The 24501-nt window shown below is 41.2% G+C and carries 27 protein-coding genes; 11 read left to right on the plus strand and 16 right to left on the minus strand.

Annotation, left to right across the window (positions count from 1 at the left end):
• Nucleotides 1-74: 74 nt before the first annotated feature.
• From frr to ATK78_RS22880, 9 genes are all read right to left on the minus strand, one after another.
• Complete coding sequence (gene frr / locus ATK78_RS07535; RefSeq protein ID WP_133575482.1) at nt 75-638, minus strand: ribosome recycling factor; 564 nt, start codon at nt 636-638, stop codon at nt 75-77.
• Nucleotides 639-683: 45 nt separating this feature from the next.
• Nucleotides 684-1388 carry a UMP kinase gene (gene pyrH, locus ATK78_RS07540; RefSeq protein WP_133575483.1) on the minus strand — a complete coding sequence of 235 codons (705 nt, stop codon included), beginning with the start codon at nt 1386-1388 and terminating at the stop codon, nt 684-686.
• A gap of 83 nt (nt 1389-1471) precedes the next feature.
• Nucleotides 1472-2605, minus strand: coding sequence for an N-acetylglucosamine-6-phosphate deacetylase (nagA, locus tag ATK78_RS07545; RefSeq protein ID WP_133575484.1), 1134 nt, complete (start codon nt 2603-2605; stop codon nt 1472-1474).
• 69 nt (nt 2606-2674) lie between these two features.
• Entirely contained in the window at nt 2675-3514 is an 840-nt protein-coding gene (gene tsf / locus ATK78_RS07550) for a translation elongation factor Ts (protein WP_133575485.1), read from the minus strand.
• A 98-nt stretch (nt 3515-3612) separates the two neighbouring features.
• Nucleotides 3613-4443 carry a 30S ribosomal protein S2 gene (gene rpsB, locus ATK78_RS07555; protein WP_133575486.1) on the minus strand — a complete coding sequence of 277 codons (831 nt, stop codon included), beginning with the start codon at nt 4441-4443 and terminating at the stop codon, nt 3613-3615.
• A gap of 18 nt (nt 4444-4461) precedes the next feature.
• Nucleotides 4462-4848 carry a 30S ribosomal protein S9 gene (gene rpsI, locus ATK78_RS07560; protein ID WP_133575487.1) on the minus strand — a complete coding sequence of 129 codons (387 nt, stop codon included), beginning with the start codon at nt 4846-4848 and terminating at the stop codon, nt 4462-4464.
• Nucleotides 4849-4859: 11 nt separating this feature from the next.
• Complete coding sequence (gene rplM, locus ATK78_RS07565; RefSeq protein ID WP_133575488.1) at nt 4860-5303, minus strand: 50S ribosomal protein L13; 444 nt, start codon at nt 5301-5303, stop codon at nt 4860-4862.
• 164 nt (nt 5304-5467) lie between these two features.
• Nucleotides 5468-6457: an energy transducer TonB gene (locus tag ATK78_RS07570; RefSeq protein ID WP_133575489.1), complete on the minus strand. Its 990-nt coding sequence runs from the start codon at nt 6455-6457 to the stop codon at nt 5468-5470.
• 122 nt (nt 6458-6579) lie between these two features.
• The gene (locus ATK78_RS22880) at nt 6580-6801 is read right to left on the minus strand and encodes a hypothetical protein (protein WP_208112326.1); all 222 of its coding nucleotides are present in this window, start codon (nt 6799-6801) and stop codon (nt 6580-6582) included.
• A gap of 233 nt (nt 6802-7034) precedes the next feature.
• Here ATK78_RS22880 and ATK78_RS07580 point away from each other — a divergent pair, with 233 nt between their 5' ends.
• From ATK78_RS07580 to ATK78_RS07595, 4 genes are all read left to right on the plus strand, one after another.
• A complete protein-coding gene (locus tag ATK78_RS07580; RefSeq protein WP_133575491.1) occupies nt 7035-7241 on the plus strand; it encodes a YtxH domain-containing protein in 207 nt (68 codons plus the stop codon).
• 9 nt (nt 7242-7250) lie between these two features.
• Nucleotides 7251-8648, plus strand: a complete 1398-nt coding sequence (locus tag ATK78_RS07585) for an MBL fold metallo-hydrolase RNA specificity domain-containing protein (protein ID WP_133575492.1) — start codon at nt 7251-7253, stop codon at nt 8646-8648.
• A gap of 24 nt (nt 8649-8672) precedes the next feature.
• Nucleotides 8673-9389, plus strand: coding sequence for a class I SAM-dependent methyltransferase (locus ATK78_RS07590; RefSeq protein WP_133575493.1), 717 nt, complete (start codon nt 8673-8675; stop codon nt 9387-9389).
• Between the two features lie 237 nt (nt 9390-9626).
• Nucleotides 9627-10085, plus strand: coding sequence for a hypothetical protein (locus ATK78_RS07595; protein ID WP_133575494.1), 459 nt, complete (start codon nt 9627-9629; stop codon nt 10083-10085).
• A 285-nt stretch (nt 10086-10370) separates the two neighbouring features.
• Here the strand turns inward: ATK78_RS07595 and ATK78_RS07600 are convergent, their stop codons facing one another.
• A complete protein-coding gene (locus ATK78_RS07600; protein ID WP_133575495.1) occupies nt 10371-10577 on the minus strand; it encodes a hypothetical protein in 207 nt (68 codons plus the stop codon).
• Between the two features lie 18 nt (nt 10578-10595).
• Nucleotides 10596-11852, minus strand: coding sequence for a peptidase T (gene pepT, locus ATK78_RS07605; protein ID WP_133575496.1), 1257 nt, complete (start codon nt 11850-11852; stop codon nt 10596-10598).
• Nucleotides 11853-11916: 64 nt separating this feature from the next.
• Between pepT and ATK78_RS07610 the strand changes: the two genes are divergently transcribed.
• From ATK78_RS07610 to ATK78_RS07620, 3 genes are read left to right on the plus strand one after another with little or no spacing between them, the layout of a single operon-like run.
• Nucleotides 11917-12615, plus strand: coding sequence for an outer membrane beta-barrel protein (locus tag ATK78_RS07610; protein ID WP_133575497.1), 699 nt, complete (start codon nt 11917-11919; stop codon nt 12613-12615).
• Nucleotides 12616-12628: 13 nt separating this feature from the next.
• The gene (locus tag ATK78_RS07615) at nt 12629-14368 is read left to right on the plus strand and encodes a M14 family metallopeptidase (protein ID WP_133575498.1); all 1740 of its coding nucleotides are present in this window, start codon (nt 12629-12631) and stop codon (nt 14366-14368) included.
• Between the two features lies 1 nt (nt 14369).
• Nucleotides 14370-14984: a rhomboid family intramembrane serine protease gene (locus ATK78_RS07620; protein ID WP_133575499.1), complete on the plus strand. Its 615-nt coding sequence runs from the start codon at nt 14370-14372 to the stop codon at nt 14982-14984.
• Here ATK78_RS07620 and ATK78_RS07625 read toward each other — a convergent pair.
• Entirely contained in the window at nt 14967-15935 is a 969-nt protein-coding gene (locus tag ATK78_RS07625) for a hypothetical protein (RefSeq protein ID WP_133575500.1), read from the minus strand. The two genes, ATK78_RS07620 and ATK78_RS07625, sit on opposite strands and share 18 nt — an antisense overlap.
• An 86-nt stretch (nt 15936-16021) precedes the next feature.
• Between ATK78_RS07625 and ATK78_RS07630 the strand changes: the two genes are divergently transcribed.
• Nucleotides 16022-17056 carry a dipeptide epimerase gene (locus ATK78_RS07630; RefSeq protein WP_133575501.1) on the plus strand — a complete coding sequence of 345 codons (1035 nt, stop codon included), beginning with the start codon at nt 16022-16024 and terminating at the stop codon, nt 17054-17056.
• Here ATK78_RS07630 and ATK78_RS07635 read toward each other — a convergent pair.
• Together ATK78_RS07635 and ATK78_RS07640 are read right to left on the minus strand one after the other, a co-directional pair.
• Nucleotides 17046-17231, minus strand: coding sequence for a DUF6358 family protein (locus ATK78_RS07635; protein WP_133575502.1), 186 nt, complete (start codon nt 17229-17231; stop codon nt 17046-17048). The two genes, ATK78_RS07630 and ATK78_RS07635, sit on opposite strands and share 11 nt — an antisense overlap.
• 1 nt (nt 17232) lies before the next feature.
• On the minus strand, nt 17233-17550 hold the full coding sequence (locus tag ATK78_RS07640) for a rhodanese-like domain-containing protein (protein ID WP_133576408.1): 318 nt from the start codon (nt 17548-17550) through the stop codon (nt 17233-17235).
• A gap of 150 nt (nt 17551-17700) precedes the next feature.
• Between ATK78_RS07640 and ATK78_RS07645 the strand changes: the two genes are divergently transcribed.
• The 3 genes from ATK78_RS07645 to ATK78_RS07655 are packed head-to-tail and all read left to right on the plus strand — an operon-like array spanning nt 17701 to nt 23435.
• Complete coding sequence (locus tag ATK78_RS07645; protein WP_133575503.1) at nt 17701-18789, plus strand: DUF4407 domain-containing protein; 1089 nt, start codon at nt 17701-17703, stop codon at nt 18787-18789.
• Between the two features lie 10 nt (nt 18790-18799).
• The gene (locus ATK78_RS07650) at nt 18800-20110 is read left to right on the plus strand and encodes a M20/M25/M40 family metallo-hydrolase (protein WP_133575504.1); all 1311 of its coding nucleotides are present in this window, start codon (nt 18800-18802) and stop codon (nt 20108-20110) included.
• A gap of 10 nt (nt 20111-20120) precedes the next feature.
• Nucleotides 20121-23435 carry a S41 family peptidase gene (locus ATK78_RS07655; RefSeq protein WP_133575505.1) on the plus strand — a complete coding sequence of 1105 codons (3315 nt, stop codon included), beginning with the start codon at nt 20121-20123 and terminating at the stop codon, nt 23433-23435.
• 3 nt (nt 23436-23438) lie between these two features.
• Here ATK78_RS07655 and ATK78_RS07660 read toward each other — a convergent pair whose 3' ends face one another.
• On the minus strand, nt 23439-23933 hold the full coding sequence (locus ATK78_RS07660) for a GNAT family N-acetyltransferase (RefSeq protein ID WP_133575506.1): 495 nt from the start codon (nt 23931-23933) through the stop codon (nt 23439-23441).
• Complete coding sequence (locus ATK78_RS07665; RefSeq protein ID WP_133575507.1) at nt 23930-24493, minus strand: thiamine pyrophosphokinase; 564 nt, start codon at nt 24491-24493, stop codon at nt 23930-23932. Before ATK78_RS07665 ends, ATK78_RS07660 begins: the two co-directional genes overlap by 4 nt.
• Nucleotides 24494-24501: the final 8 nt, after the last annotated feature.

Here is a 24501-nt window from a genome sequence, read left to right on the forward strand (position 1 = left end):
GGGTCAAAAATAAAGAAAGGGAATGAGCTTAATACCTCATTCCCTTTAATTTACTTAAAGATTATAAATTCGGGTTAAATAGTCATAACATCCTTCTCTTTTGCTTCTGCATGCTTATCAACTTTAACGATATAAGCATCGGTGATCTTTTGAACTTCAGCCTCACCGGTTTTGATCTCATCATCAGAAACACTCTCACCTTTTAGTTTTTTGATCTTTTCATTGGCATCCTTACGGATATTACGAATGGTAATACGGCCGCGTTCAGCTTCTTCCTTAACCTTTTTAACCAGGTCCCTTCTGCGCTCTTCTGTAAGCGGCGGAACAACAAGACGGATAATGATCCCATCATTTTGAGGATTAATACCAATATTAGCCTCCATGATCGCACGTTCAATTGGAATCAGCATTGATTTTTCCCAGGGCTGAACAATCAAAGTTCTGGCATCAGGGGTATTTACGTTAGCAACCTGACTCAATTGGGTCGGATTTCCATAATAGTCTACCATGATCCCATCAAGCATTCCTACGGAAGCTTTACCAGCACGGATCTTTGTCAGTTCAGATTCACAATGCAGGATGGCCTTATCCATCGTTGATTGAGCATCTTGTAATTGTTTCTTTATGAGGTCATTCATAATGTGTAAATTTAACCAAAAATATAAAAAATTATTAGAAACGGATTATCTTACCAATGTACCAATCTCTTCACCATTGGCAATCTTCATGAAGTTACCAGTCTTGTTCATATCAAAAACAATGATTGGAAGTTCATTCTCCTCACACAATGTAAAAGCAGTCATGTCCATAACATTTAATCCTTTGGCATAAACTTCTTTAAATGAGATCTCAGAATACTTGGTAGCCGTTTTATCCTTTTCAGGATCAGCAGTATAAATTCCGTCAACACGGGTACCTTTAAGAACAACATCAGCTTTGATCTCGATCGCACGCAATGCAGCAGCAGAATCGGTTGTAAAATACGGATTTCCGGTACCTGCACCAAAGATCACAACCCGGCCTTTTTCCAAATGCCGTACCGCTCTCCTGCGAATAAATGGTTCACAGATCTGCTCCATTTTTATTGCCGTAAGTAACCTGGTTTTTAATCCTACTTTTTCTAACGCATCCTGTAAGGCCATACTGTTGATCACAGTCGCCAGCATACCCATATAATCCGCTTGGGCACGGTCCATACCAGACTTTTCGGCGCTAAGTCCCCTAAAAATATTACCTCCACCAATAACTATTGCTATTTCAAGTCCTTCAGCGTGTACGGCCTTAATGTCTTCAGCATATTGCTTTACAACCTCATTATCAATACCATACTGCTTATCACCCATTAGCGATTCGCCACTTAATTTCAGTAAAATCCGTTTGTACTTCATGACCCCAAACTTAGATAAAATTGGCTTTATTTGCAATGCTCGGCAACTAACAGTTCAGCATTAATTGAGATTTTAAAAAATGGTTAACCTAAATGCTGATGTTCAACACCATTTATAAAGACTTTTTCAAGCTGAAGGTCTTTAGAAAGCAGGATCAGGTTTGCCCGGCTGCCAGGCAATAAAGAACCGATTTCAGCACGTTCATCAATGAGACGCGCAGGATATTCAGAAGCCATTTTCAATGCCTCTATTAACGGGATACCACTATATTTCACCACATTGCGAATGGCATCCAGCATCGTAATCGCAGATCCGGAAAGGATCCCGTCCGGGGTTACAAATTTATCACCCGATAACTGGTGCTGGTACGGGCCAATATTACAGGGCGTAACTGCATCCGTAATTAAGAATAAACGCTCCTTCATTAACTTATAACACATTCTGATCATTTCAAAATCCACATGAACGCCATCGGCAATGATGCTCGCCATCACACGGTTGTGGTTTAATACCGCAGCAGGCAAATTGGGAGCCCTGTGATGAATGGACGGCATGGCATTAAACAAATGGGTAACGGTTTTAAAACCCTTGTCAAATGCGGCATTGGCTTGTTTAAAATCAGCATCGCTATGTCCCAGTGATAAAACCACTTGCTGGTCAGACAAGAAATTAAGTACGGCATCATCCTGAAGTTCTGCAGCAACGGTCATCATTTTTACCACACCATCAGCCAAGTCGAATAATCGTTTAACGTCGTCCAAAGAAGGCTTATAAATGTATTGTTCAATGTGTGCTCCCTTCCGCTTCGCATTAATATAGGGGCCTTCAAGATGCAGCCCTAAAAAACCTTTGGCCTCATTTCTATATTCTTTTGCAGCTTTTATAGCTTGTTCAACAACTTCGGGAGCATTGGTTGCAACACAGGCAAGAAATCCGGTAGTGCCTTTTCGTAAAAGGTCGTCGTCCATCTGCCGTAGTGTTCCTGCGCTGGGGTAAGCAGAAAAAAGATCACCACCACTTCCATAGATTTGAAGATCAATAAGGCCTGCAGACAGATAGCTACCTCCGGCATCAATTCTTGAAGCACCGGCAGGAATAGCATTTCCAAAGGAAGCCTCAGTTCCAATTTTAAAGATTTTACCCTCCTTTATTAAAACCGACAGGCCGGTTTCGATACCCGTTTTCGTAAAAACAGTACAATTAACAATAACGGTCATGCTCCAAATATAAAGCAAAAAAAATAGGGTGCCGAAAGGCACCCTATTTAATATATCGGTTGGGCTGAATTATGCGCCTAACTGTACGCGTTTGAATGAAGTAACGGTTAAACCGCTCGCAGTATCATTTAAGAATTTACGAACATCTTTAGATGAATCTTTAACAAATTCCTGGTTCAATAAAGTACTGTCTTTGTAGAATTTATTCAATTTACCAGCAGCAATTTTTTCAATCATTGCTTCAGGTTTACCTTCCGCGCGGATTTGTTCTTTAGCAATTTCAGTCTCACGCTCAATGGTAGTCGAGTCAACATCTTCTTTATCTAATGCAACCGGGTTCATTGCAGCAATTTGCATCGCAACATCTTTACCAGCTTCGTCAGCACCAGCAACAGCCTGGTTTAAAGCAACCAATACACCTAAACGGTAGTTACCGTGGATGTAAGGAACAACTTTCTCACCAGAAACGGTTTCAAATTTAGAGATACCGATCTTTTCACCAATTTTACCAGTGCTTTCAATGATTAGATCAGAAACTTTCTGACCATCAATTTCTAAAGATAAAAGCTCTTCTAAAGAAGCAGGGTTTTGATCGATTGCTAAATCAGTAAATTTATTAGCTAAAGCAACGAAATCAGCATTTTTAGCAACAAAGTCAGTTTCGCAGTTTAATTCAACAACAACACCACGTTTGCCATCAGCTGTAGCTTTAGCAATAACAACACCTTCGTTAGAATCGCGATCCTGACGGGAAGCTGCTACCTTAGCACCTTTTTTACGTAAGTAATCAACCGCAGCTTCGAAATCACCGTTAGCTTCGATTAACGCTTTTTTGCAGTCCATCATACCAGCACCGGTTTGTTGGCGTAATTTATTTACATCTGCTGCAGAAATTTGTACTGTAGACATTTTATTTCGTTTTTAAGTTTTTATTAAAAATTATGGGTTGTATATCATAGTTGTCAGCAAAGCCCTTCAACACAAACACACAACCCATACAATATTATTTAAGCTTCTTCGCTTGTACCTTCTTCGGTTTCAGCATCAGCACTTACTTTTTTTCTTCTTGCACCAGGAGCCGCAGCTTCAGGAGCATCAGCAGCAGCTTTAGCAGCTACAGCTTCTTTTTCAGTTTCTTCGTCTTTTTCACGTTTGCGCTCATCTAAACCTTCTTCAATTGCTTTGATGATCACATCAGTAATTAAAGAGATCGATTTAGTAGCATCATCATTCGCTGGAATTGGGAAATCGATGTTAGAAGGATCAGAGTTTGTATCAACCATTGCGAAAGTTGGAATGTTTAATTTCAACGCTTCGCTAACAGCGATGTGTTCTTTTTTAACGTCAATTAAAAAGATCGCAGCAGGTAAACGGTTTAAGTCCGCAATACCGCCCAATAAGCTTTCTAATTTGATACGCTCACGCTGGATCATTAAACGCTCCTTTTTAGAAAGGATCGAATAAGTTCCGTCTTTAGTCATCTTATCGATGGTAACCATCTTTTTGATTGACTTACGTACAGTAGCAAAGTTAGTTAACATACCACCTAACCAACGTTCAGTTACGAAAGGCATGTTTACTTTTTTAGCTTGCTCAGCAACGATTTCTTTAGCTTGTTTCTTAGTTGCTACGAAAAGGATCTTACGACCCGATTTAACGATCTGTTTGATCGCTGAAGCAGCTTCTTCAGTTTTAGTTAAAGTTTTATTTAAATCTATAATGTGGATACCATTGCGCTCCATGAAAATGTAAGGCGCCATTTTTGGGTTCCATTTACGGGTAAGGTGACCAAAGTGTACACCTGCATCCAATAAGTCTTGATATGTAGTTCTTGCCATTGTTTTGTCTCCTTAAGATTAACGTTTACTGAATTGGAATTTCTTACGTGCTTTCTTGCGTCCTGGTTTCTTACGCTCAACCATACGCATATCACGGGTCATTAACCCTTTAGCGCGTAATGCTGGTTTTTTCTCAGCATCTAATTCAACAATAGCTTTAGCAATAGCTAAACGAACTGCTTCTGCCTGACCTTTAACACCACCACCAGCAACATTTACTTTAACATCATACTGACCGGTAAGTTCTGAAACTTCGAACGACTGGTTAACGATGTATTGTAAAGGTAACGTTGGAAAATATTCTTTATGGTCTTTACCGTTTACGGTAATGATGCCGCTGCCTTCTTTTAAATAGATACGAGCAACAGCAGTCTTTCTTCTTCCTGAAGTATTTGTAACTGACATTTCTTCTTTAATTAAAGTGTAATGGTTTTTGGTGATTGTGCTGCATGAGGATGTTCTGTACCTGCATAAACATAAAGGTTGGTGTATAATTTAGCACCAAGTTTAGTTTTAGGTAACATACCACGTACCGCTTTCTCGATAACACGCTTAGGATGTTTCGCCATTAACTCTTTAGGAGAAATGAAACGCTGACCACCTGGATACCCAGTGTAAGAAGTATAGATCTTCTCACTGAATTTGTTTCCGGTCAACTTAATCTTGTCTGCATTAATAACGATAACGTTATCACCGCAGTCTACGTGTGGGGTGTACTCAGGCTTGTTTTTACCACGGATGATCATTGCGATCTTCGATGACAAGCGCCCCAAAATCTCGCCTTGTGCATCAACAACAACCCACTGTTTGTTAACAGTTTTTGCATTGGCAGAGACAGTTTTGTAACTTAACGTATTCACTTGCTTGTATTTAATTTGTTAAACAATTATTTATTCACCCTAAACTTTAGGGACGGCAAAGATAGTGTAAATTATTTAATCATCAAACAGTTGAAGGAAAATAATAAAGAAATAACAGATTTATTGAAATGGTCAAAAGACCACCAGACACCTTCCGCAGGTCATTAATGCAGCGAAAAGGTGATTGGAATATTATACTTTACCCGGATCGGAACCCCATGCTGTGTTCCAGGGTTCCATTTGGGAGATAGCCGCACCACCCGCAGCGCCTCTTCATCTATAGAAGGGTAAACACCCTGCAAGATTTGGATATCAGAGAGAGCGCCATCTTTTTCAACAACGAAACTTAAAACAACCTTGCCCCCAATCCGTTGTTTCTCTGCCTCACGGGGATACTTGATTGTTCGTCCAAGGAATTTATAGAACGCTTCTGCACCGCCTTTAAACATCGGAAATGATTCCATGGTACGATAACTGTAAGTCTGCCCGTCTTTAAAGCTTTCACCGGAAATAAACTTGCCGTTGTCAAACTTTTCCGTGTACCAGTAGGTACCCGTCGCGTTCTTCATGGTCCACTGCCCATTCTTTAGCCCGTTAAGATAGTCCCCTTCCTCTACAAATCGATCTCCAGACTTGCTGGTCGTCTTTTCAGTGAAGTGCCCGTTACCGTCTTTTACAATGACGTTGCCTAAAGAATCGGCAAAATAATCCAGCCTAAACTCCATTGGCGTTCCAGTTCCAGAAACCCCTGGCTTATCATTCAGCTTATTCACATCGTAGTCAACAACCCTTTTTAAAGCACCCGTTGGGTAAAAAAGATACCCCAAACCAACCAGTTTTCCCGCTCTATAGTTTACCGTTGCCTCCTTCTTACCCTGCTCGTTATAGCACACCAAAGTACCCTCATAAACCAGGGCCGGTTCAAATTTAGAAACCGTTCCAATTGTCTTAACCTTATCGTTGATATAATATTCCTTTAAATTGAAATGAATAGCTCCGGAATCGGGCTCTTGAACGATCCGGATAAAATCAGCGCTGTCTTTAACTTCAACGATTTTACCACTGTTCTTTAAAAAATATACATTCTGTCGTTTTTGAGCCTGCGATACCCCGAAAGCACAAACGAAACAAATAATGAATAACAGACTTCTCATAACAATTAGACAAGGAATTGGATCCTTTATAAGAAGCCAATATATTAATATCTTCTAAATTTTTAGAGCTAAAAAGAATATTAATCTGCACTTATATTTCTATAATCTAGAATTAATGGTAGTTATATCGCAGCTCCGGAATCTCTTCTGGAAAAAAGCATCAGGAAGAACTGGGCAGTAATACCAGCAATAAGCAATACCGTAATTAGTATATAAAGCCAGCTATTGCTAAAGTAATTATAGGCAATAGAAGAGCGGATCACGTTGAATACCCATAAACTCAAAAAACCCGCAAATACAAGCGACAAGCCTGCAAAGACATAATTGATCAACTTAAATTTCAAACCCTTATCTATTTTAACAATAATAATCGCGTTGCAGATTATTACCAGCAAGATACCTGCAATGCTATATGAATAACTGCTCATCAGATAAAGCATGAAATAAATAATCGCCAGTATAATATTTAAAATAGCATAAAGTCTAAGCATCCGATAAAGATAATATTTTATAAAAAACTGTGAACAACAGAACTATTCCACACCTTCTTTGTTTAACTTTTATAAAATCAAAGATCATGAAAAAAGAAACGAAAATTATAGCAGGCGTTTTAGCCGGAGCAGCTCTGGGCGCAGCAGTAGCATTAATATTATCATCAGATAAAAATGGAGAAATGAAAGACAGGGTATCAGACTGGTTCTGCGACCTGTTAGATTCTTCAAAAGATAAATTAGCTGATGTTACAGATAAAGTTAAAGAAACCATTTCAAAAGTAAGGGCCTAATCTGTATTAATGAAGATTGCCTTTCATGGTGCAGCACGAGCCGTAACCGGTAGTAAGCACCTCATTACTTTAAATAATAACACCAAAATCTTACTGGACTGTGGAATGTTCCAGGGCATGGGAGAGGTAACAGATAAACTTAACGGTTACTTCGGCTTTAAGCCATCAGAAGTAACTCATCTCGTACTGTCCCATGCCCATATAGACCACTGCGGGTTACTGCCAAAATTGGTTGCTGATGGCTTCAGTGGATCCATCTATTGTACCCCTCCAACCATGGACCTATGCCGGATCCTGCTCATGGATTCTGCAAAGATCCAAACTCAGGATGCAGAATATGCAAACCGGAATAATGAAAAAGGGGAAGAGGTAGAAGAGCCATTATACACAGAAGACGATGTGGTTAAAACCCTCAGCCAATTCAAGATCATTGAATACAACGAAGACTTTGAGATTGATCCACATGTCTCATTACGGTTTACGGATGCAGGTCACATTATTGGCAGTGCAGCAGTACATTTAACCATTACAGAAGAAGGCAAAGAAACGAAAGTAACTTTTAGCGGAGATGTAGGCCGCTATGGCGACCTGCTCTTAAAAGATCCCCAGAATTTCCCGCAGGCTGATTACATCATTATGGAATCTACCTACGGCAATTCCCTGCATAAAGACCTCCAGCCCATTGAAGAAATGCTGATGGAGATCATCAACCACACTTGCCTCGTTAAAAAAGGAAAAGTAATTATTCCTGCTTTTAGTGTAGGGCGAACACAAGAACTTCTGTATGCATTAAACGGCCTCGAACTAAAAAACAAGCTGCCAGATGTTCCGTATTATGTAGATAGCCCGCTTTCACTTGAAGCAACGCAGGTCCTAAAGAATCACCCTGAAGTATACAACAATGGCGTAAAGCAAGTGCTCAAGGTAGACGATGATATCTTTCAGTTTAAAGGGCTAAAGTTTATTGAAAGTGTTGTTGAATCCAAGTCTTTAAATGACAACTCCCAGCCTTGCGTAATCATCTCATCATCCGGAATGGCCGAAGGCGGAAGAGTAAGACATCACATTAGGAATAACATCAGCAATCAAAAAAACACCATCCTGATGGTAGGCTATGCCAGCCCGGATTCCCTGGCGGGAAAACTGATTGCAGGTCAGAAAAGAGTTTGGATGTTCAGACAGGAATATGATGTCATAGCAGACGTACGCTCCATTCAATCCATGAGTGCTCACGGTGACTATGAAGATCTGATCCATTTCCTCTCCGGTCAGGATCCTGAAAAAGTACAGCAGTTATTTCTGGTACACGGAGAATACGAAGTTCAGCAGCAATTCGCATTAAGGTTAAAAGAGAAAGGCTTTAAACATATTGCCATTCCCGAATATCACCAGGAATACGAAATATAAAAACTAAGGTTTTATCTTTGCGCCATGGATGTTTTCGGCGAAGCTTTAAAAGATCAGTTTACAAAACCACCGGCAGAAACCTTATGGGTGCATAATTCTTATGACGACCCGGAAGAAATGCCGGTTGATATCTACTTCAGGGACGAGGATGAAATGCCAGAACTAGAACTGAAAGCGATGGAGCTTTGCAAAGGCCGGGTGCTTGATGTAGGCGCAGGTGTTGGAAGCCATGCTTTGGTATTGCAGGGCCGTGGCTTTGACATAACAGGCATGGACATTTCTGCCTCCGCAGTAAACATCATGAAACAACGCGGTCTAAAACAAGCCGTTGAAGGCGATATCCTAACCTACAAAGGCCAGACTTATGACACCTTACTTTTTATGATGAACGGGATCGGGTTAACCGGAACCATAGCGGGCTTAAAATCTTTTTTAAAGCATGTTAAAAAGCTGATAAATCCTGGTGGCCAATTGATATTCGACAGCTCTGATCTTTCTTATTTATACGAGGAAATCGCGCTACCAGCCAAAGGCTACTTTGGCGAAGTCAGCTTTAGGTATGAATACAAAAGTGTTAAAGGCAATTGGTTTAAATGGATTTATGTAGATCAGCGAACACTCCTAAAAATCGCAGCAGAAGCAGGCTGGGATGCCGAGATTGTGTTTGAGGATGGCCATGATCAATATTTAGCAAAGTTGGTCTTTCCAAACTCAGCTTACAATAATCAATTGAACTATTAAAATAATCGGCTTCTTAAGTAGTTAGAGTAACAATTAAAGTGTATTAAACCTGGTATTCGTTGATTTCCTACCCTCAAATACATTTCCAATAGAGTAGTTGCCATTAATCAATAATAATATCTTTATATCGTCTTCATTATTTATCTTTCTCTGTGTAATTTTTTTTATATTTGAAGTATATAGAAGGAGATTACTTAAATAATAATTAATTAATACCTTACTTATAATCTAAATAACATGAACAGAATGATTAAATATTATTTTATAATTCTAATCTTTTTTTTATCTAGTTGTAAAATTAAATCTACACAATCAGCCAATGAAGATTTAGAGATACAAAAAATAATCGCAATATTTTTTGAGAAGTATAAAGCCAATAATACTTCTGAAGCTATTGACTTTCTATTCGATAGTAATAGCAATATCAATAAATCCCAAATTCAAAATCTAAAGGATAAACTTTCATCAGCAGGACTCCTTGCTGGTAAGTTCAATGGCTATGAACAAATTACAACACAAAAAGCATCGCCAAGTTTAATATATTATAGTTTTTTAGTAAAACACGATATTCAGCCGATTAGATTTAATTTCATGTTCTATAAACCAAAAGATAAGTGGGAGATATATAAGTTTAAATTTGACGATCAGGTAGATAAAGAACTCGAGGAATCTGGGAAAGTTTATTTTTTAAAATAGATAGTGTCTTGAATTTTGTATAAGCGATAGATAGGTTCGGAGAAACGTATCGTATTTAAGAATTGAGATTCAAATATTTAAATACAATTCTATGAAATAGAAGAAGTTAAATTTTACCAAATGAATTTCTCAAGCAGTTTAAGTCCAAAGAACAGTTTTAGGAATTCTTATAGGAATCTTCAAAAAAGTCGATGAGATTGAAGATGAGGTCATAAATAGGGAAATATATTTGTAAGTGCGTTAATAAACGACATCCTGATTGCCAGTACAGATAACTGATCAGTTTCATTCACTAAGACTATTGCTGAAGTGTTTCCGCAAACAATAACCCGACTTCTGATATAAATTGTCACGCTCTAAAAAGTCAACAGCACCACCCAAATAATATTTCATACCGCTCTCATCCGTAATTTTAAAGTCATAACCAAGAGTCGTATTGCTAACAACTACCGGTTGAAATGGAATGGTCCTAATCGTATAAAGAGTAAACATTAAATTAAGATTATTTATTTATTCAGCCTTCTCCTCCCAAACCACCGCAATATTGATAATCGTCTGAACGGCTTTCTCCATATCCTGAACCGAAGCCCATTCCTGCTTACCATGAAACGCATGCTCACCGGCAAAAATATTTGGACAAGGTAAACCCATAAAAGATAACCGGGAACCATCGGTACCACCTCTTATACTTTGCTGCTTAGGAACAATACCCGCTCTCTTAATCGCCTCAACACCATACTCAATTACCTGCGGATACTGATCAAGTACCTTTTTCATATTCCGGTACTGCTCGGTAATCTTCAACTCATAAGTAGAGTTGGGATAATCCTCAATGATGTTCTGAACGGTAGCATCCAATAGTTCGCCATAAGCTTGCAGCTGCTCGTCATCAAAAGCCCGGATAATAAAACGTGCTTCAGCCTGTTCAACACTTCCGGACAAGTTAACCGGATGTATAAAACCCTCTTTCAACTCAGTAGATTCCGGAGACAGGCAGTCGGCCGGTAAAGAACTTACCACATCAGCCACAATCTTAATCGCACTCTCCATTTTCCCTTTAGCAAAGCCCGGGTGGGTACTTACCCCGTTAACGGTCAGCACGGCACCATCAGCAGAAAATGTTTCATCTTCAATAGAACCCAGCGTCTCACCGTCAATCGTATAACCAAAGTCAGCGCCCAGCTTTTTCAGGTCTGCCTTGTCAACACCGCGCCCAATCTCTTCATCCGGAGTAAATAAGATTTTGATCGTTCCATGCTTAATCTCCGGATGCTGGACCAGGAAAGCCGCAGCTTCCATGATTTCTGTAAGTCCGGCTTTATTGTCTGCCCCCAGTAAGGTCGTACCGCTTGCAGTAATGATGTCATTTCCAATCTGGTCTTTCAGGTCAGGATGCTCTTCCATCTTCAAAATAATGGTCTCATCGTCAGGAAGAACAAGGTCTTGTCCCTGGTAATTCACATGGATAATGGGTTTCACATTTTTGCCGCTGCAATCAGGCGAAGTGTCCATGTGCGAGCAGAAACAGATCACAGGAACCGTCTTCTCTGAATTTGAAGGTATTGTTGCATACACATAACCAAAGTCATCCAGGTGTGCATCAGCAATACCCATTTCTAAAAGTTCATCCACAAGCACACGGCCAAGGTCTTTTTGCTTCGCAGTTGAAGGCACTGTTTCCGACAAAGGATCAGATTGTGTATCAATCTGCACATACTTTGTGAACCTGTTTTCGAGTGAATTGGTTTTATTTTGATAATTTAGCATAATCGTAAAAAAACAAAGTTATAGATAAGAATATAATTTCGATCCCAAACTTAAAGAAGATACTTTGAAAACTACCTATATTTCACTTTTAGCCATTCTACTTTGTTTTAATGTATCCGCGCAATCTAATTTTTATAAGTTTAGTATTGGTGGTGGATTTGGAGCTACCCGCTCTTATACCGATGTAGAGAAAAGCGACTACGGAATAGCTGGCCATGGTAACCTCGATTATTACCTTACTCCTTTTATTAGCTTGGGAGGCGAATTACAAGCCGGGCAAATCAATGGGGGCGATACTGATACCGATCCTTACGGACGCCAGTTTATAAATTCGTTCCGCGCAGGCTCTCTAAATCTAAAGATCTACATGGGTGCCTTGTTTAATGATAACCGCAGCAGTAATTTCGCGAATGCCATGAAATGGCTGTACGTTGGCGGGGGCGCAGGACTGGTCCAGAATAAACTGATCGGCATCATCAGGTATCAAAGTAACGGTGACATGATTCCCGGGAAAACACATTCCAGAGATTTGCTCGTTCCGCTAAATATCGGATACAGCTATTATTTTTCAGACTATGCCGGAAGGCCAAAGTTCGCCATCAATCTAAATTATCAAGCCAATATTACGATCGGCGAAGGTCTGGATGGGTATGATTATTCCGCAGTCAACTTCAAAAGCGGAAGACCCGATGTATATACCTTTCTCACCCTCGGCATCAAATACCACTTCGGCACACTCGGCCTTTCCAGAAAATCATTTTAAATATCGCTCATCCATGAAGCATCTCTTTATCACCTTATTAATTTTAGCAGCAATGGACACTTCTGCCCAATTAACACCATACGAGTTAAGCGGTAAAAAAGAAACCACAACGTATAACCAGGCCATTCAGTACTATACCGACCTTATTAAAAACTTCCCGGAAGCCAGGCTGCTCAGCTATGGCAGTACCGACTTTGGCAAGCCGCTTCACCTGCTGGTCCTCTCTGCAGACAAAAACTTTGATCCTGTTAAGATTCGTAAAGACAACAAACGCATCTTGCTGATCAACAATGGCATCCATCCCGGAGAACCAGAAGGTATTGATGCCAGTATGATGCTGGCACGGGATCTCCTCACGCAAAAAGCATTGCCCAAAAATGTAGTGATCTGCATCATTCCCGTTTACAACATAGATGGCAGCTTTAACCGGAGCAGCACTTCAAGGGCCAACCAAAATGGCCCATTAGCCTATGGATTCCGGGGAAACAGCAAAAACTACGACCTGAACAGGGACTTCATCAAAACCGACTCGGAAAATTCACAGGCTTTCCAGCAGATCTTCAATACCTGGCAGCCTGAAATTTTTGTAGATACACACACCAGCAACGGTGCAGACTACCAATACACCATGACACTCATTCCAACACATAAGGATAAACTAAATCCCATACTTTCAAGCTACCTGACAGGAAGCATGCTGCCTTCGCTATATGCCGGCATGAAGAAGTTAGGCTATGAGATGATCCCCTATGTAAATTCGGTTGAAGAAACCCCCGATGCCGGAATTACCGGGTTCCTGGAATCTGCACGCTACTCAACCGGCTATACCACCCTGCACAATACCATCGGCTTTATGCCCGAAACCCACATGCTAAAAGCATTCGACAAAAGAGTGGATGCAACCTATAAACTATTGCAAACCTATATTCAGGTCGTATCACGTGATGCGGAGGTCATTGGCGAAAATAAACGCAAGGCAGACCTGGCAACCGCAGCACAAAAAGAGTTTGCTGTAGACTGGAAGTTAAATTCAACCCTTTACGACAATATAGAATTTAAAGGCTATGCAGCTAAACAGAAACCCAGTGAAGTTAGCGGCATCAACAGGCTCTATTACGATCGGAACGAACCCTATACAAAAACCATAAAATACTGGAACACGTTTGAGCCAGCAGTAACTATAAGCAAGCCTATAGCCTATATCATACCACAAGCCTGGGAAAAGGTAGTCGAGCTTTTAAAGCTGAACCGGGTAACGGTACAAAGGCTGCAAAAGGATACGGAAATCGAAGTAGAAACCTATTATATTGCCGATTATAAAACTGCAGCAAAACCGTATGAAGGGCACTACATTCATTCCGCAGTAAAACTGAACCCGGTAAATCAAAAGATAAAATTTTATGAAGGAGACTATGTAGTTTATGCCAATCAGCCCGTAAACCGGTACCTGGTCGAAACCCTGGAGCCACAGGCAATGGACTCCTTTTTTAACTGGAACTTTTTTGATTCAATCCTGGGAATGAAAGAACACTTCTCTGCCTATGTATTTGAAGACACCGCCGCAGAGCTGTTAAAACGCAATCCTGAACTCAAAGAAAAACTGGAAAAAGAAAAGATCAGCAAACCGGAACTGGCCAAAAGTGCAGCGGCCCAGCTGGATTTTATTTATAAAAATTCAGACTACTACGAAAAAACATATTCCAGGTATCCCGTTGCCCGGTTAATCAATGACACCCAACTCATGCTAAAATAAAATGGACTATATAACCAATACCCCGGTAGCCTCCCTAATCTTTATTTTCACGATCATCACCAGCATTTACGCATTTAACGACAAAGAGCTGATGATCAGGTTTATGCTAAATCCATATACCGTATCCAGAAAACAAAGAATCTATACATTCATCACAAGCGGACTCATCCATGCAGACTGGATGCACCTCATCTTTAATATGATGAGCTTTTACTTTTTCGCATTCCGCCTGGAAGCCATGATGGGCTCCTGGCAGTTTGGCTTACTCTATTTTGTGAGTTTGATCTTAAGTGATATTCCTACAGTGATCAGGCATAAAAATGACGTTTGGTACAATAGCCTCGGTGCTTCGGGTGCCATAAGTGCCGTATTGTTCAGCTTCATTTTATTTCAGCCGCTATCATCCATGTACATTTTTCCGCTGCCATTCCCCATTTGGGCGATCATATTTGGTCCGTTATACCTGGTATATTGTGTTTATGCGTCTAAACAAGGCAGAGATAACATCAACCATGACGCACACTTTTTCGGGGCATTGACCGGATTGATCATCACCGTTTTAGTTGTTCCAGGGATCATTCCCCACTTTATAACAGCATTAACCGGTAACAGGTAACGCAGAAGGATTAAAATAGCTGATCGGATTTGTTGGATCTTTAATGATCTCAAACAAGGTATGTCCCCAGGGCTTCCAAAAGTCCTGTAATACCTGGGCATAGGTTTTATGCTGCCAGTGGTCAAAGAGCGGCTTATTGGATGTTCCCCTCAATGGCATCGCATCAACATAAATAGATCCCTCAACAGGCAAAATGGCATATTCAGGTAAGCGGCTAAACAGGTATGCAGAATAATAAAAACGGGCACAAAGCTCCTCAAACTGTTGGGCAGAAACCGGCTTACCGCCAATTTGGTCAAGCAGCTCCTGGTGGTATTTCTTATTCGCCCCATTGTCCTGTAAACATGCAATGATCCCGAAATCTTTTAGTTTTAGAGAGAAAGTCAGCGTATTGATCTCATCCCGAAAGCTAAATGCAGTATCCTGTTCTTCCAGTGGGACCACCACAATAGACCAGGGGTTAAAATCCTCAAATTCTACATTCAGATAGATTCCCTGGATCATGGTATGCAGGTTACCAAACTTGTGCATCAGTCCCTGAGACATGTTGATGCCGTCTTCACTGATCTGCTGTAAACGTACAGCTGCATTCATCTCAATATAAAGAAGTCCATACATGAACTTGCCGATCCAGTTAAACAGATCCACCTCGTTAAGTGCAGAAACCCCGGCATAACCATTTAAAAATGCATTGGAGATCTTATCTTCCAATGGCTGTATGAAATGGGTAAGCACTTCCGTATTACAGGGAACCTTTAATGAATTGTAGGCACGTACACTTTCATCCAGCAGTTTAATCTGCTCCTCACCGCTAAAGTTTGCAACCTGTAAAAGCCATGCCGGCAATATTGTCGTTTCTACAATTGGGGTACTAAAAGTATCTCCGCTTAAAAAGCAATTCTTATACTTAAAATCAAAGTTTTTAAAGGGCTGGTATACGGTGCTGTTCATGACTAGGCACAATATTAGGTATATTATTTTTACATTCGCTCCCACACTTGTTTTTTAACGTTCATATTACCAAAGCAGCAACAACTATGCAGGCCATCTACACACCCTATAACCTGGAATTAAAACACCCCTTTGCCATTGCAAAATTCACAAGGACCAGCACCCCAATCGTATTGCTTAAACTCAGCTATGAAAATAAAGAAGGATATGGCGAAGCTTCCATGGTGCCTTATATGGGTGAAAGTATAGAAAGTGCCGCCGCATTTTTAAATAAAGTAGACTGGAACAGGTTCACATTTCCATTTAACTTTGAAGAGATCATCGCATATCTCGACAGCATCGAACCCGGACAACCCGCAATAAAGGCTGCCATTGACATTGCATTAAATGACCTGAATGGCAAAATCTTAAATAAACCATCCTATGTGCTTTTTAGTGCCGATCCGTTAAAGATGCCGGTCACCTCCTACACCATAGGCATTGACACCCCCGAAGTGATCCGCGAAAAAGTGGCAGATGCAAAAGATTTCAAGGTCCTAAAAATAAAACTCGGCAGGGATAACGACAAAGAACTGATCAATACCATCCGGAGCATAAGCGATCTTCCGCTGTACATCGATGCCAACCAGGGCTGGACAGACAAGGCAAAAGCGATAGATCTGATCTACTGGCTGCACGATCAGGGCGTTTTACTGATAGAACAACCCATGGATAAAAATGACCTGGAAGGCAATGCATGGTTAACCGCAAGAAGTCCAATTCCAATACTGGCCGATGAGGCCGTGCAGCGCCTGGCAGATCTGGACTCCATTAAGGGAGCTTATCACGGCATCAATATCAAATTGATGAAAAGCACAGGAATGTATGAAGCCCATCAAATGATTCTGAAGGCCCGTTCCTTTGGAATGAAAATTTTAATCGGATGTATGAGCGAAACCTCCTGCGCAACCCAGGCGGGTATCGCATTGGCACCATTATGTGACTGGGCAGATCTGGATGGACCCTGGTTAACAAAAAATAACCCCTTCAAATCGCCCGAAATGAAATCAGGAAAATATATTTTAAAAGACTTGCCCGGATTGGGATTAGAAGGTATTCCTGCAGACCTGTTTATTTCTTAAGCAGGTTCCGCATTTCCTTAACCAATTGGATCTTCAGATAAACAAAATATCCGCCGGTAGCCACAAATAATGCTGCAGGCGGATATTTTCCGTTTCTAAAAGCCCAAAAGATCCCGCAAATGGACACAATGATCCCCAGGTTATAAAAGACGTTTAAAGCGATCTTTTTCTTCATGCTAATAAACAGGCATATTCGGATCAAAAGCTTCCTGCCATGCCAAAATACCACCTTTAAGATTGTATAGGTTTGTTAATCCAAATTGATGCTCCAATTGCATCACAGCGGCAGCACTTCGTTTACCACTTCTGCATTGCATAATTACAGGCTTATCCGTTGCAATTTTGTCCGACTCAATTAAGATCCCTCCCAATGGAATATTTACCCCATTAAGGTTTGAAGTCTCATACTCAAACGTTTCCCTAACATCGATCAATTGAAAATCTTCGTTGTTATCAATCTTTTCTTTGAGCTCCTGAACAGTTATTTCCTTAATCATATCAATTACTTTTTTTCAAACTTAGATAAAATTGCATATAAAAGCAATTTGAGTGCTTTAAATCAATTTCAACAACCTTTTTACTGTAACAACTCGGGAGGTCAGGCGTTTAATAGATACTCTTTATTAACTTTGGGTTTTATAATCATGAATTCTATATCAAAATTCTTTTGGTTTTGCTCTGGTGCGCAGCTTTCTATCCTGGAAAAGCACACCACAGAACACAATAAATATATAGGCATCGGCGCCACAATATTCTTTACCGGATTCTTTGCAGCCTTATCTGGTGGCTATGCCATGTACTTCGTTTTTAAAGGAGATGCCGGAGCTGTATGGTTTGCCCTGTTCTTCGGACTGATCTGGGGACTGGCCATATTCAACATGGACCGGTATATCGTTTCCAGCATCAACAAAAGTGCATCAACCAATAAACAGATCCTGCAGGCAACACCAAGGATCCTGCTGGCCATCATGATTGGAATGGTCATCTCACGCCCCCTGGAATTAAAGATCTTCGACAAAGAAATTAAAGAACGCCTAAAAGTCAGCTACCTCAACAACCAGCGGTCAAAAATTGACACGCTCAATGCCGCGTTCGACAATAAATATAAAATCGAAATGGGAAAGCTCGGTGATGTTAAAGCGCAGCGCGATTCCATGGAGGCAGCCATAAAAACAGACCGTCAGAAACTGAACTTTGAGATCTTTGGAAATAAAACCACAGAAACATCAGGCGTGATGGGATATGGTCCTTACGCCAAAAGAAAAGAAGCAGAACTGCAGCAGCGTCAAAAAGATCTGGACACCCTCTCTTCCGAGTTGAGAAAACAGGAAGGCTTTATCTCCGGCAGAAAGCAATTTGATGGCTTGTTGAGTGAAAAACTATATACCGGAAAACAACTGGACAGCTTAGCCGGCGTAGCTGGTTTTGCCGACAGAAACTGGGCACTGGGTCAGCTGAGCTATAACCCAAACGGAACAACAGATACAAATACCGCATTGGCAGTAACCTTTATCGGCCTCCTGTTTATTTTCTTTGAATGTTTACCGGTATTTGTTAAATTGATGAGCGGAAAAGGACCTTATGACCGCACCGTAGAAAATATAGAAACGGCACAGAACCATGAATCCGATAAAGACCGGGATTATGAAATAACCGTAATCGATGACGTGCACGACACCCGTGTGCAAACTGAGGTCCGCCGAAGAAAAAATGAACTAAACACCATTAACTAAATACTTTTTGATGAAAAAAATAGGCTACTTTTTATTCCTGCTGCTTGTTGTGCAGCAAACCAATGCACAGGATATTAATAAAATCATTAAAAAGAACTACGTAGACCGGATCATTAAAACCTTAAGCAGTGATAAAATGCAGGGCAGGGCTACCTTTACGCCTGGAATTGATAAAGCCGCTGATTATATATCCGCTAAGTTTAAACGCATTGGTTTAAAACCACTGACAGGAGAAACCGGGTTCAGACAAACATTTTTCAAGTATAAGATCAGTCCGGAATCTATAACCGTTACGCTTAACGGCAAGGCCATAGATGCCAGCAATGTTATGGTATACGGAAATGCATCAGAAAGCCTCAGCTTTGACAACAGCAACAGCGATGGATGGATCAAACTGGACGATACCAAACCATTCATGGAACAATTCAGACCGCTGAGCAGAAGCGGTAAAAAGCAATTGATCCTGGTAGACCCTAAGTTTGCTGCCGACTTTAACCGCATAAAAGCTTACTTATCCCAGGGTTCTGTTCTGGATGAAAAAGAGGTCAATGGAAAAACAGCCGGAATCGTTTTTGTACTCGATCCGGGCACCACCGCCAAAGATTTTAAAGTAGACATCAAAAATAAACTAACCAAAATGCCCCTGTTTAATGTAGCCGGCATGATCCCTGGTAAATCAAAAACAGCAGAAGTGGTTGTATTTTCCGGCCATTACGACCACCTTGGAATTATGAAAGCCGATGGACAGGACAGCATTGCCAACGGGGCAGATGATGATGCCTCTGGTGTAACCGCCATGATCGCTTTGGCTAAATACTATAAAAAACTAAAGAACAACGAACGTACCCTCATCTTTGTCGCCTTTACCGCAGAAGAGATCGGGGGCTTTGGAGCACAATACTTCTCGTCGAAGCTAAATCCGGATCACGTCGTTGCGATGTTCAACATCGAGATGATCGGTAAAGAAAGTAAATTTGGAAAGAATGCTGCATTTATTACCGGATATGATAAGTCAGACTTCGGAAAGATCCTGCAGAAGAACCTTACAGGAACAGAATTTACCTTTCATCCAGATCCCTATCCAAAGCAAAACCTGTTTTATAGAAGCGACAATGCAACCCTTGCCGCATTAGGTGTACCTGCACATACCATCAGCACCGACCAGATCGATACCGACAAACTTTACCATACCGTAAAAGATGAATACAGTTCCCTGGACACAGAGAACATATTGTCTACCATAAAAGCCATTGCCAAAAGTGCCATCAGCATCATAAAAGGCACCGATACCCCAGTAAGAATCCCTAAACTAAACAACTAAAATTAGCTCCATGAACGTATTAAAGTTAATTAGCTGCTCATTGCTAACCACCACAGCGCTCAGCATCTTTGCAGCGCAGCCCGCTTCGGCCCAAACCACCGAAACCCTTTTATTAAGAAGTCCCGCTGTAAGTGCCAGCAACCTGGCATTCGTCTATGGCGGAGATATCTGGATCGCCAACAGGGACGGAAGTAACCCCAGACGGTTAACCGTAAATCCCGCAGTTGAGCAAAGCCCGGTATTTTCTCCGGATGGAAAACAGATCGCATTTACCGGAAATTATGATGGAAATACGGATATCTATGTCATCCCTGTAGAAGGCGGTGCCCCAAAAAGAGTAACCTATCACCCAAGTGCAGACCTCGTAAAGGGATGGCTGGGAAATGATGAACTGTACTTTACAGCTACACGCGATTATAACTATGCGCTAAGTCCGAGAATGCACAGCATCAACTTAGACGGAACCAATGAAAAAGCATTACCAATGCCAGAAGCCGTACAAGGTTCCCCATCTGCCGACAAGCGCTATTGGGCATACATCAAGAATGGTGATCCTACAGACCGTTCAAACGTGGCCTTTAAAAGATACCGCGGAGGCGGTATGCCGCAGATCTGGATCTTTGATACCCAAACAAAAAATATAGAGATCATTCCAGGACCCGGATCCAATAACGTGAAACCACAATGGCTGGGAAATAAAGTATATTTCCTGTCAGACCGCGACCTAACCCTCAACCTGTTTAGCTACGATGTAAAAAGCAAGAAAACAGATAAGCTGACCGACTTTAAAGATTACGACATCAAATCTTTAAATGCTGCTGCCGGCTCCGTTGTATTCGAACAGGCTGGTAAGATCCATCTGTTAGATGCCGCTACCAATAAAATAACCCCGGTTGCGATAACCATACAAGCAGATGCACCATACAAACGTCAGCATTATATTGACTTGATGGCCGACGTCCGTAACTTCGAGATCTCTCCAAAAGGTGTACGCGGATTGTTTGAAAGCCGCGGTGAGATCTTCTCGGTTCCTAAAGAAAAAGGCGATGCGAGGAACATCTCCAATGAACCAGGCAGCTATGAAAAGTATCCGGCATGGTCACCAGATGGAAAGTACATCTCCTACCTGTCAGACAAGAATGGCAAATATCAACTGGTATTGCAAAACCAGGTTACAAAGGCAGGCCCGGAATATATAGACCTTGGAGACACCCATTTCTATTTTCAGCCTACCTGGTCGCCAGACAGTAAGAAATTATTCTATAGCGACAGCCACCTGAACTTATATTACATAGACATCACCACCCGTAAACCAGTCCTGGTTAAATCTGATAAATTAGGTTCACATACCAGCAGAACCTACAACCAACTACAACCGGCATGGTCGCCGGATTCGAAATGGATCTCCTACGTAGCTACTTTACCAAATACGGTAAGTGCAGTATATTTATTCAATATTGAAAAAGCAACACATACCCAGGTAACAGATGGAATGAGTAGTGCCGCTTCACCAACGTTTAGCAGAGATGGTAAATACCTGTTCTTTATGGCCAGTACCGATGTAGGATTAACCAATAGCGGACTCCACATGTCAGCCTATCAGCGTTCGGTTAATTACAACGTGTACGCATTGATCCTTTCTAAAAAAACACCGTCGTTGTTTAAAACAGAAAGTGATGAAGAAACGGTAAAACCAGATGAGCCGGCACCGAAAAAGGAAGAGCCTAAGAAAGCAGATCCTAAAAAAGATGCAAAAGCAACAGACAAAGCGCCTGCAGCACCAGCTGAACCAGTTAAAAAACCAATAGAAATTGACCTGGATGAGCTAAGCAACCGCATCATTTCATTACCTGTTCCCGCAAGCGGACTATCAGGCATTGAAGGTTCTGTAGAAGGCCAGTTATTATACATCCGTAACGGTGAACTTGCTTCACTGGACCTTAAAAAGATGGAAAGTACCACATTGATCCCCGGAGTTTACGGAATCGCCGTTAGTGGTGACGGAAAATCAATGATGTATGCTTCAAGAGGATCCTACTTTATTGGTGCTGCCGGACAAAAACCCGCCTCTCCTGAAGCCGGAAAATTGAAGCTTGATGGCATTAAAGTATTGGTTGACCCTACTGCAGAATGGAAACAAATGTTCAATGAAGTATGGCAAATGGAAAAAGAATACTTCTACGCAGAAAATATGCACGGTGCAGACTGGCCGGCAATCAAAGTGAAATATGAGAAATTCCTTCCCTATGTAAACCACCGTTCAGACCTGGCTTATGTCTTTAATGAGATGATGGGAGAAATGGTAGTAGGCCACAATTATATTTATCCTGGAGATGAGCCTGCCGCAACAGCAATTGGTGTAGGGATGCTTGGAGCAGACTATGAAATCGAAAACGGTTACTATAAGATCAGTAAGATCTTTAGTCGCCTGGACTGGAACCCTACCTTCAAAGCACCCCTGGCAGAACCTGGGTTAAACTTAAAAGAAGGTGATTACATCGTTGCCGTAAATGGCATTCCATTGACTTCAAAAACTTCAATCTATAGCCTGTTCGACTTCAAAGCCGGTAAACAGGTAGCCATTAAGGTAAACAGTAAACCAAGCCTGGACGGAGCAAGGGAAGTTGTCGTAGTACCAATCTCCTTAACTGCAGAGATGGAACTTAGAAAAATGGATTGGGTAGAACGCAACCGTAAAAGGGTAGATAAGATGAGTGATGGTCAAATCGCTTATGTGTACATGCCAAATACCGGAGCTGATGGTTATACCTATTTTAACCGGTATTACTTCTCTCAAATGGATAAGAAAGCATTGCTGATGGATGAGCGTAACAATGGCGGAGGCTGGGTTGCAGATTATGTAATCGATCTGCTAAGCCGTGACCTGGTGAGCTATTGGGCCATCCGCGATGGAAAAAGCTTTACCACACCTGGTAACGGCATTTTCGGTCCAAAAGCCATGCTGATCAATGAAAATGCAGGATCAGGAGGAGACATGATGCCATATATGTTCAAGCACAAAGGATTGGGTAAACTGGTTGGACGTACTACGATGGGTATCCTGGTTGGAATCAGCGGATATCCTTCCCTGCTGGATGGCGGAAGCATCACCTCTCCAAATTTCGGGATCTATGATACCAATGGAAAATGGATCATTGAGAACGAAGGTGTTGCACCAGACATTTTTGTAGAGCAAACACCGAAAGACCTGCTGGAAGGAAGAGATCCTCAGCTGGACCGTACCATTAAACTATTACAGGACGAGATTAAAACCTATACGTATCCTAATGTAGCCAAACCGAAGGATCCAATCCGCGGACATTAACGATCAGATGGATTTCTCCATCACATAATCATTCATATAGAAACCGTTGCCAATTTCAAGGTCAACGGTTTCTTTGATTTCAAAACCTGCCCTTTTATAAAAATCAACCGCCGCATTATTGCGGTTTACATTCAGTTGTAAACTTTTTGCCCCGTGCTTTTTTACCAGGTTAAATACTTCATTGATCAGCAGCTTGCCAACACCTTTACCATGAGCAGCAGGCAATACATATAACTTGTGGAGCTTATAAACCTGCTGATCAGCATCCGTACAAGAAAAGCCGGCAAAGCCCAGGTCTCCCTGCTCATTTCCGGCAACTAAAAAATGATGACCCTGCTGTAATTGCGAAAGCAGCTCTCCGGCATTATACATCTTATCCAGCATGTAGGCTATTTGCTCAGCAGAGAGGTATTCGGCATACGTAATATGCCAGGTACGATCTGCCAGGTTGCGGATAATTTCAATATCTTTTTCTGTAGCTTTCCGTATAATGATCATAACACTTCACTAATAAACAGGTAAGGGGTAATAAAGGTAAAATCAACAAAGCCGTCGTCAATCACAATGAAATCACCATTTTCAGCAGGCTTTAAATTACTGGTTTCAAAGTAAGAGATCACCTCAATATGAAAAACACTGTCTTTCGGTTTCCAAACCTTAAAACCTGATTTTATGGCGTACGACTTCTCTGTTTCTTTAAATACCACAATATTAATATCGGTAATGTAATTGCCCAGCTCCCGAAGGTTACTAACAGAATCAATCACATTAACTGCCGGATATTTTTCGGCAATCAGGTAATCTAAAACAGCATCCAGCGCTTCTCCCGCTGTAGGAATAACCTTCGTGTTTTCCTGGAAAAAAACAGGTTCACCAGCACTCACCACCAGATCTACCTTAAGACCCAGGCTAAGCACTTTCTCATATTCAGAGGTACTGACAATTAATGTAGGGCTCCATTCCAGCAGCTGACCAAGATACTCTTCATCAAAAGTACCCAGATGATGGATATAAAGCGCGGGTTCTTGTTTTTCCTTTACGATATGATGTGACGACATGCACAAAT

It is taken from the genome of Pedobacter metabolipauper, assembly GCF_004362715.1.
Lineage (GTDB): Bacteria > Bacteroidota > Bacteroidia > Sphingobacteriales > Sphingobacteriaceae > Pedobacter > Pedobacter metabolipauper.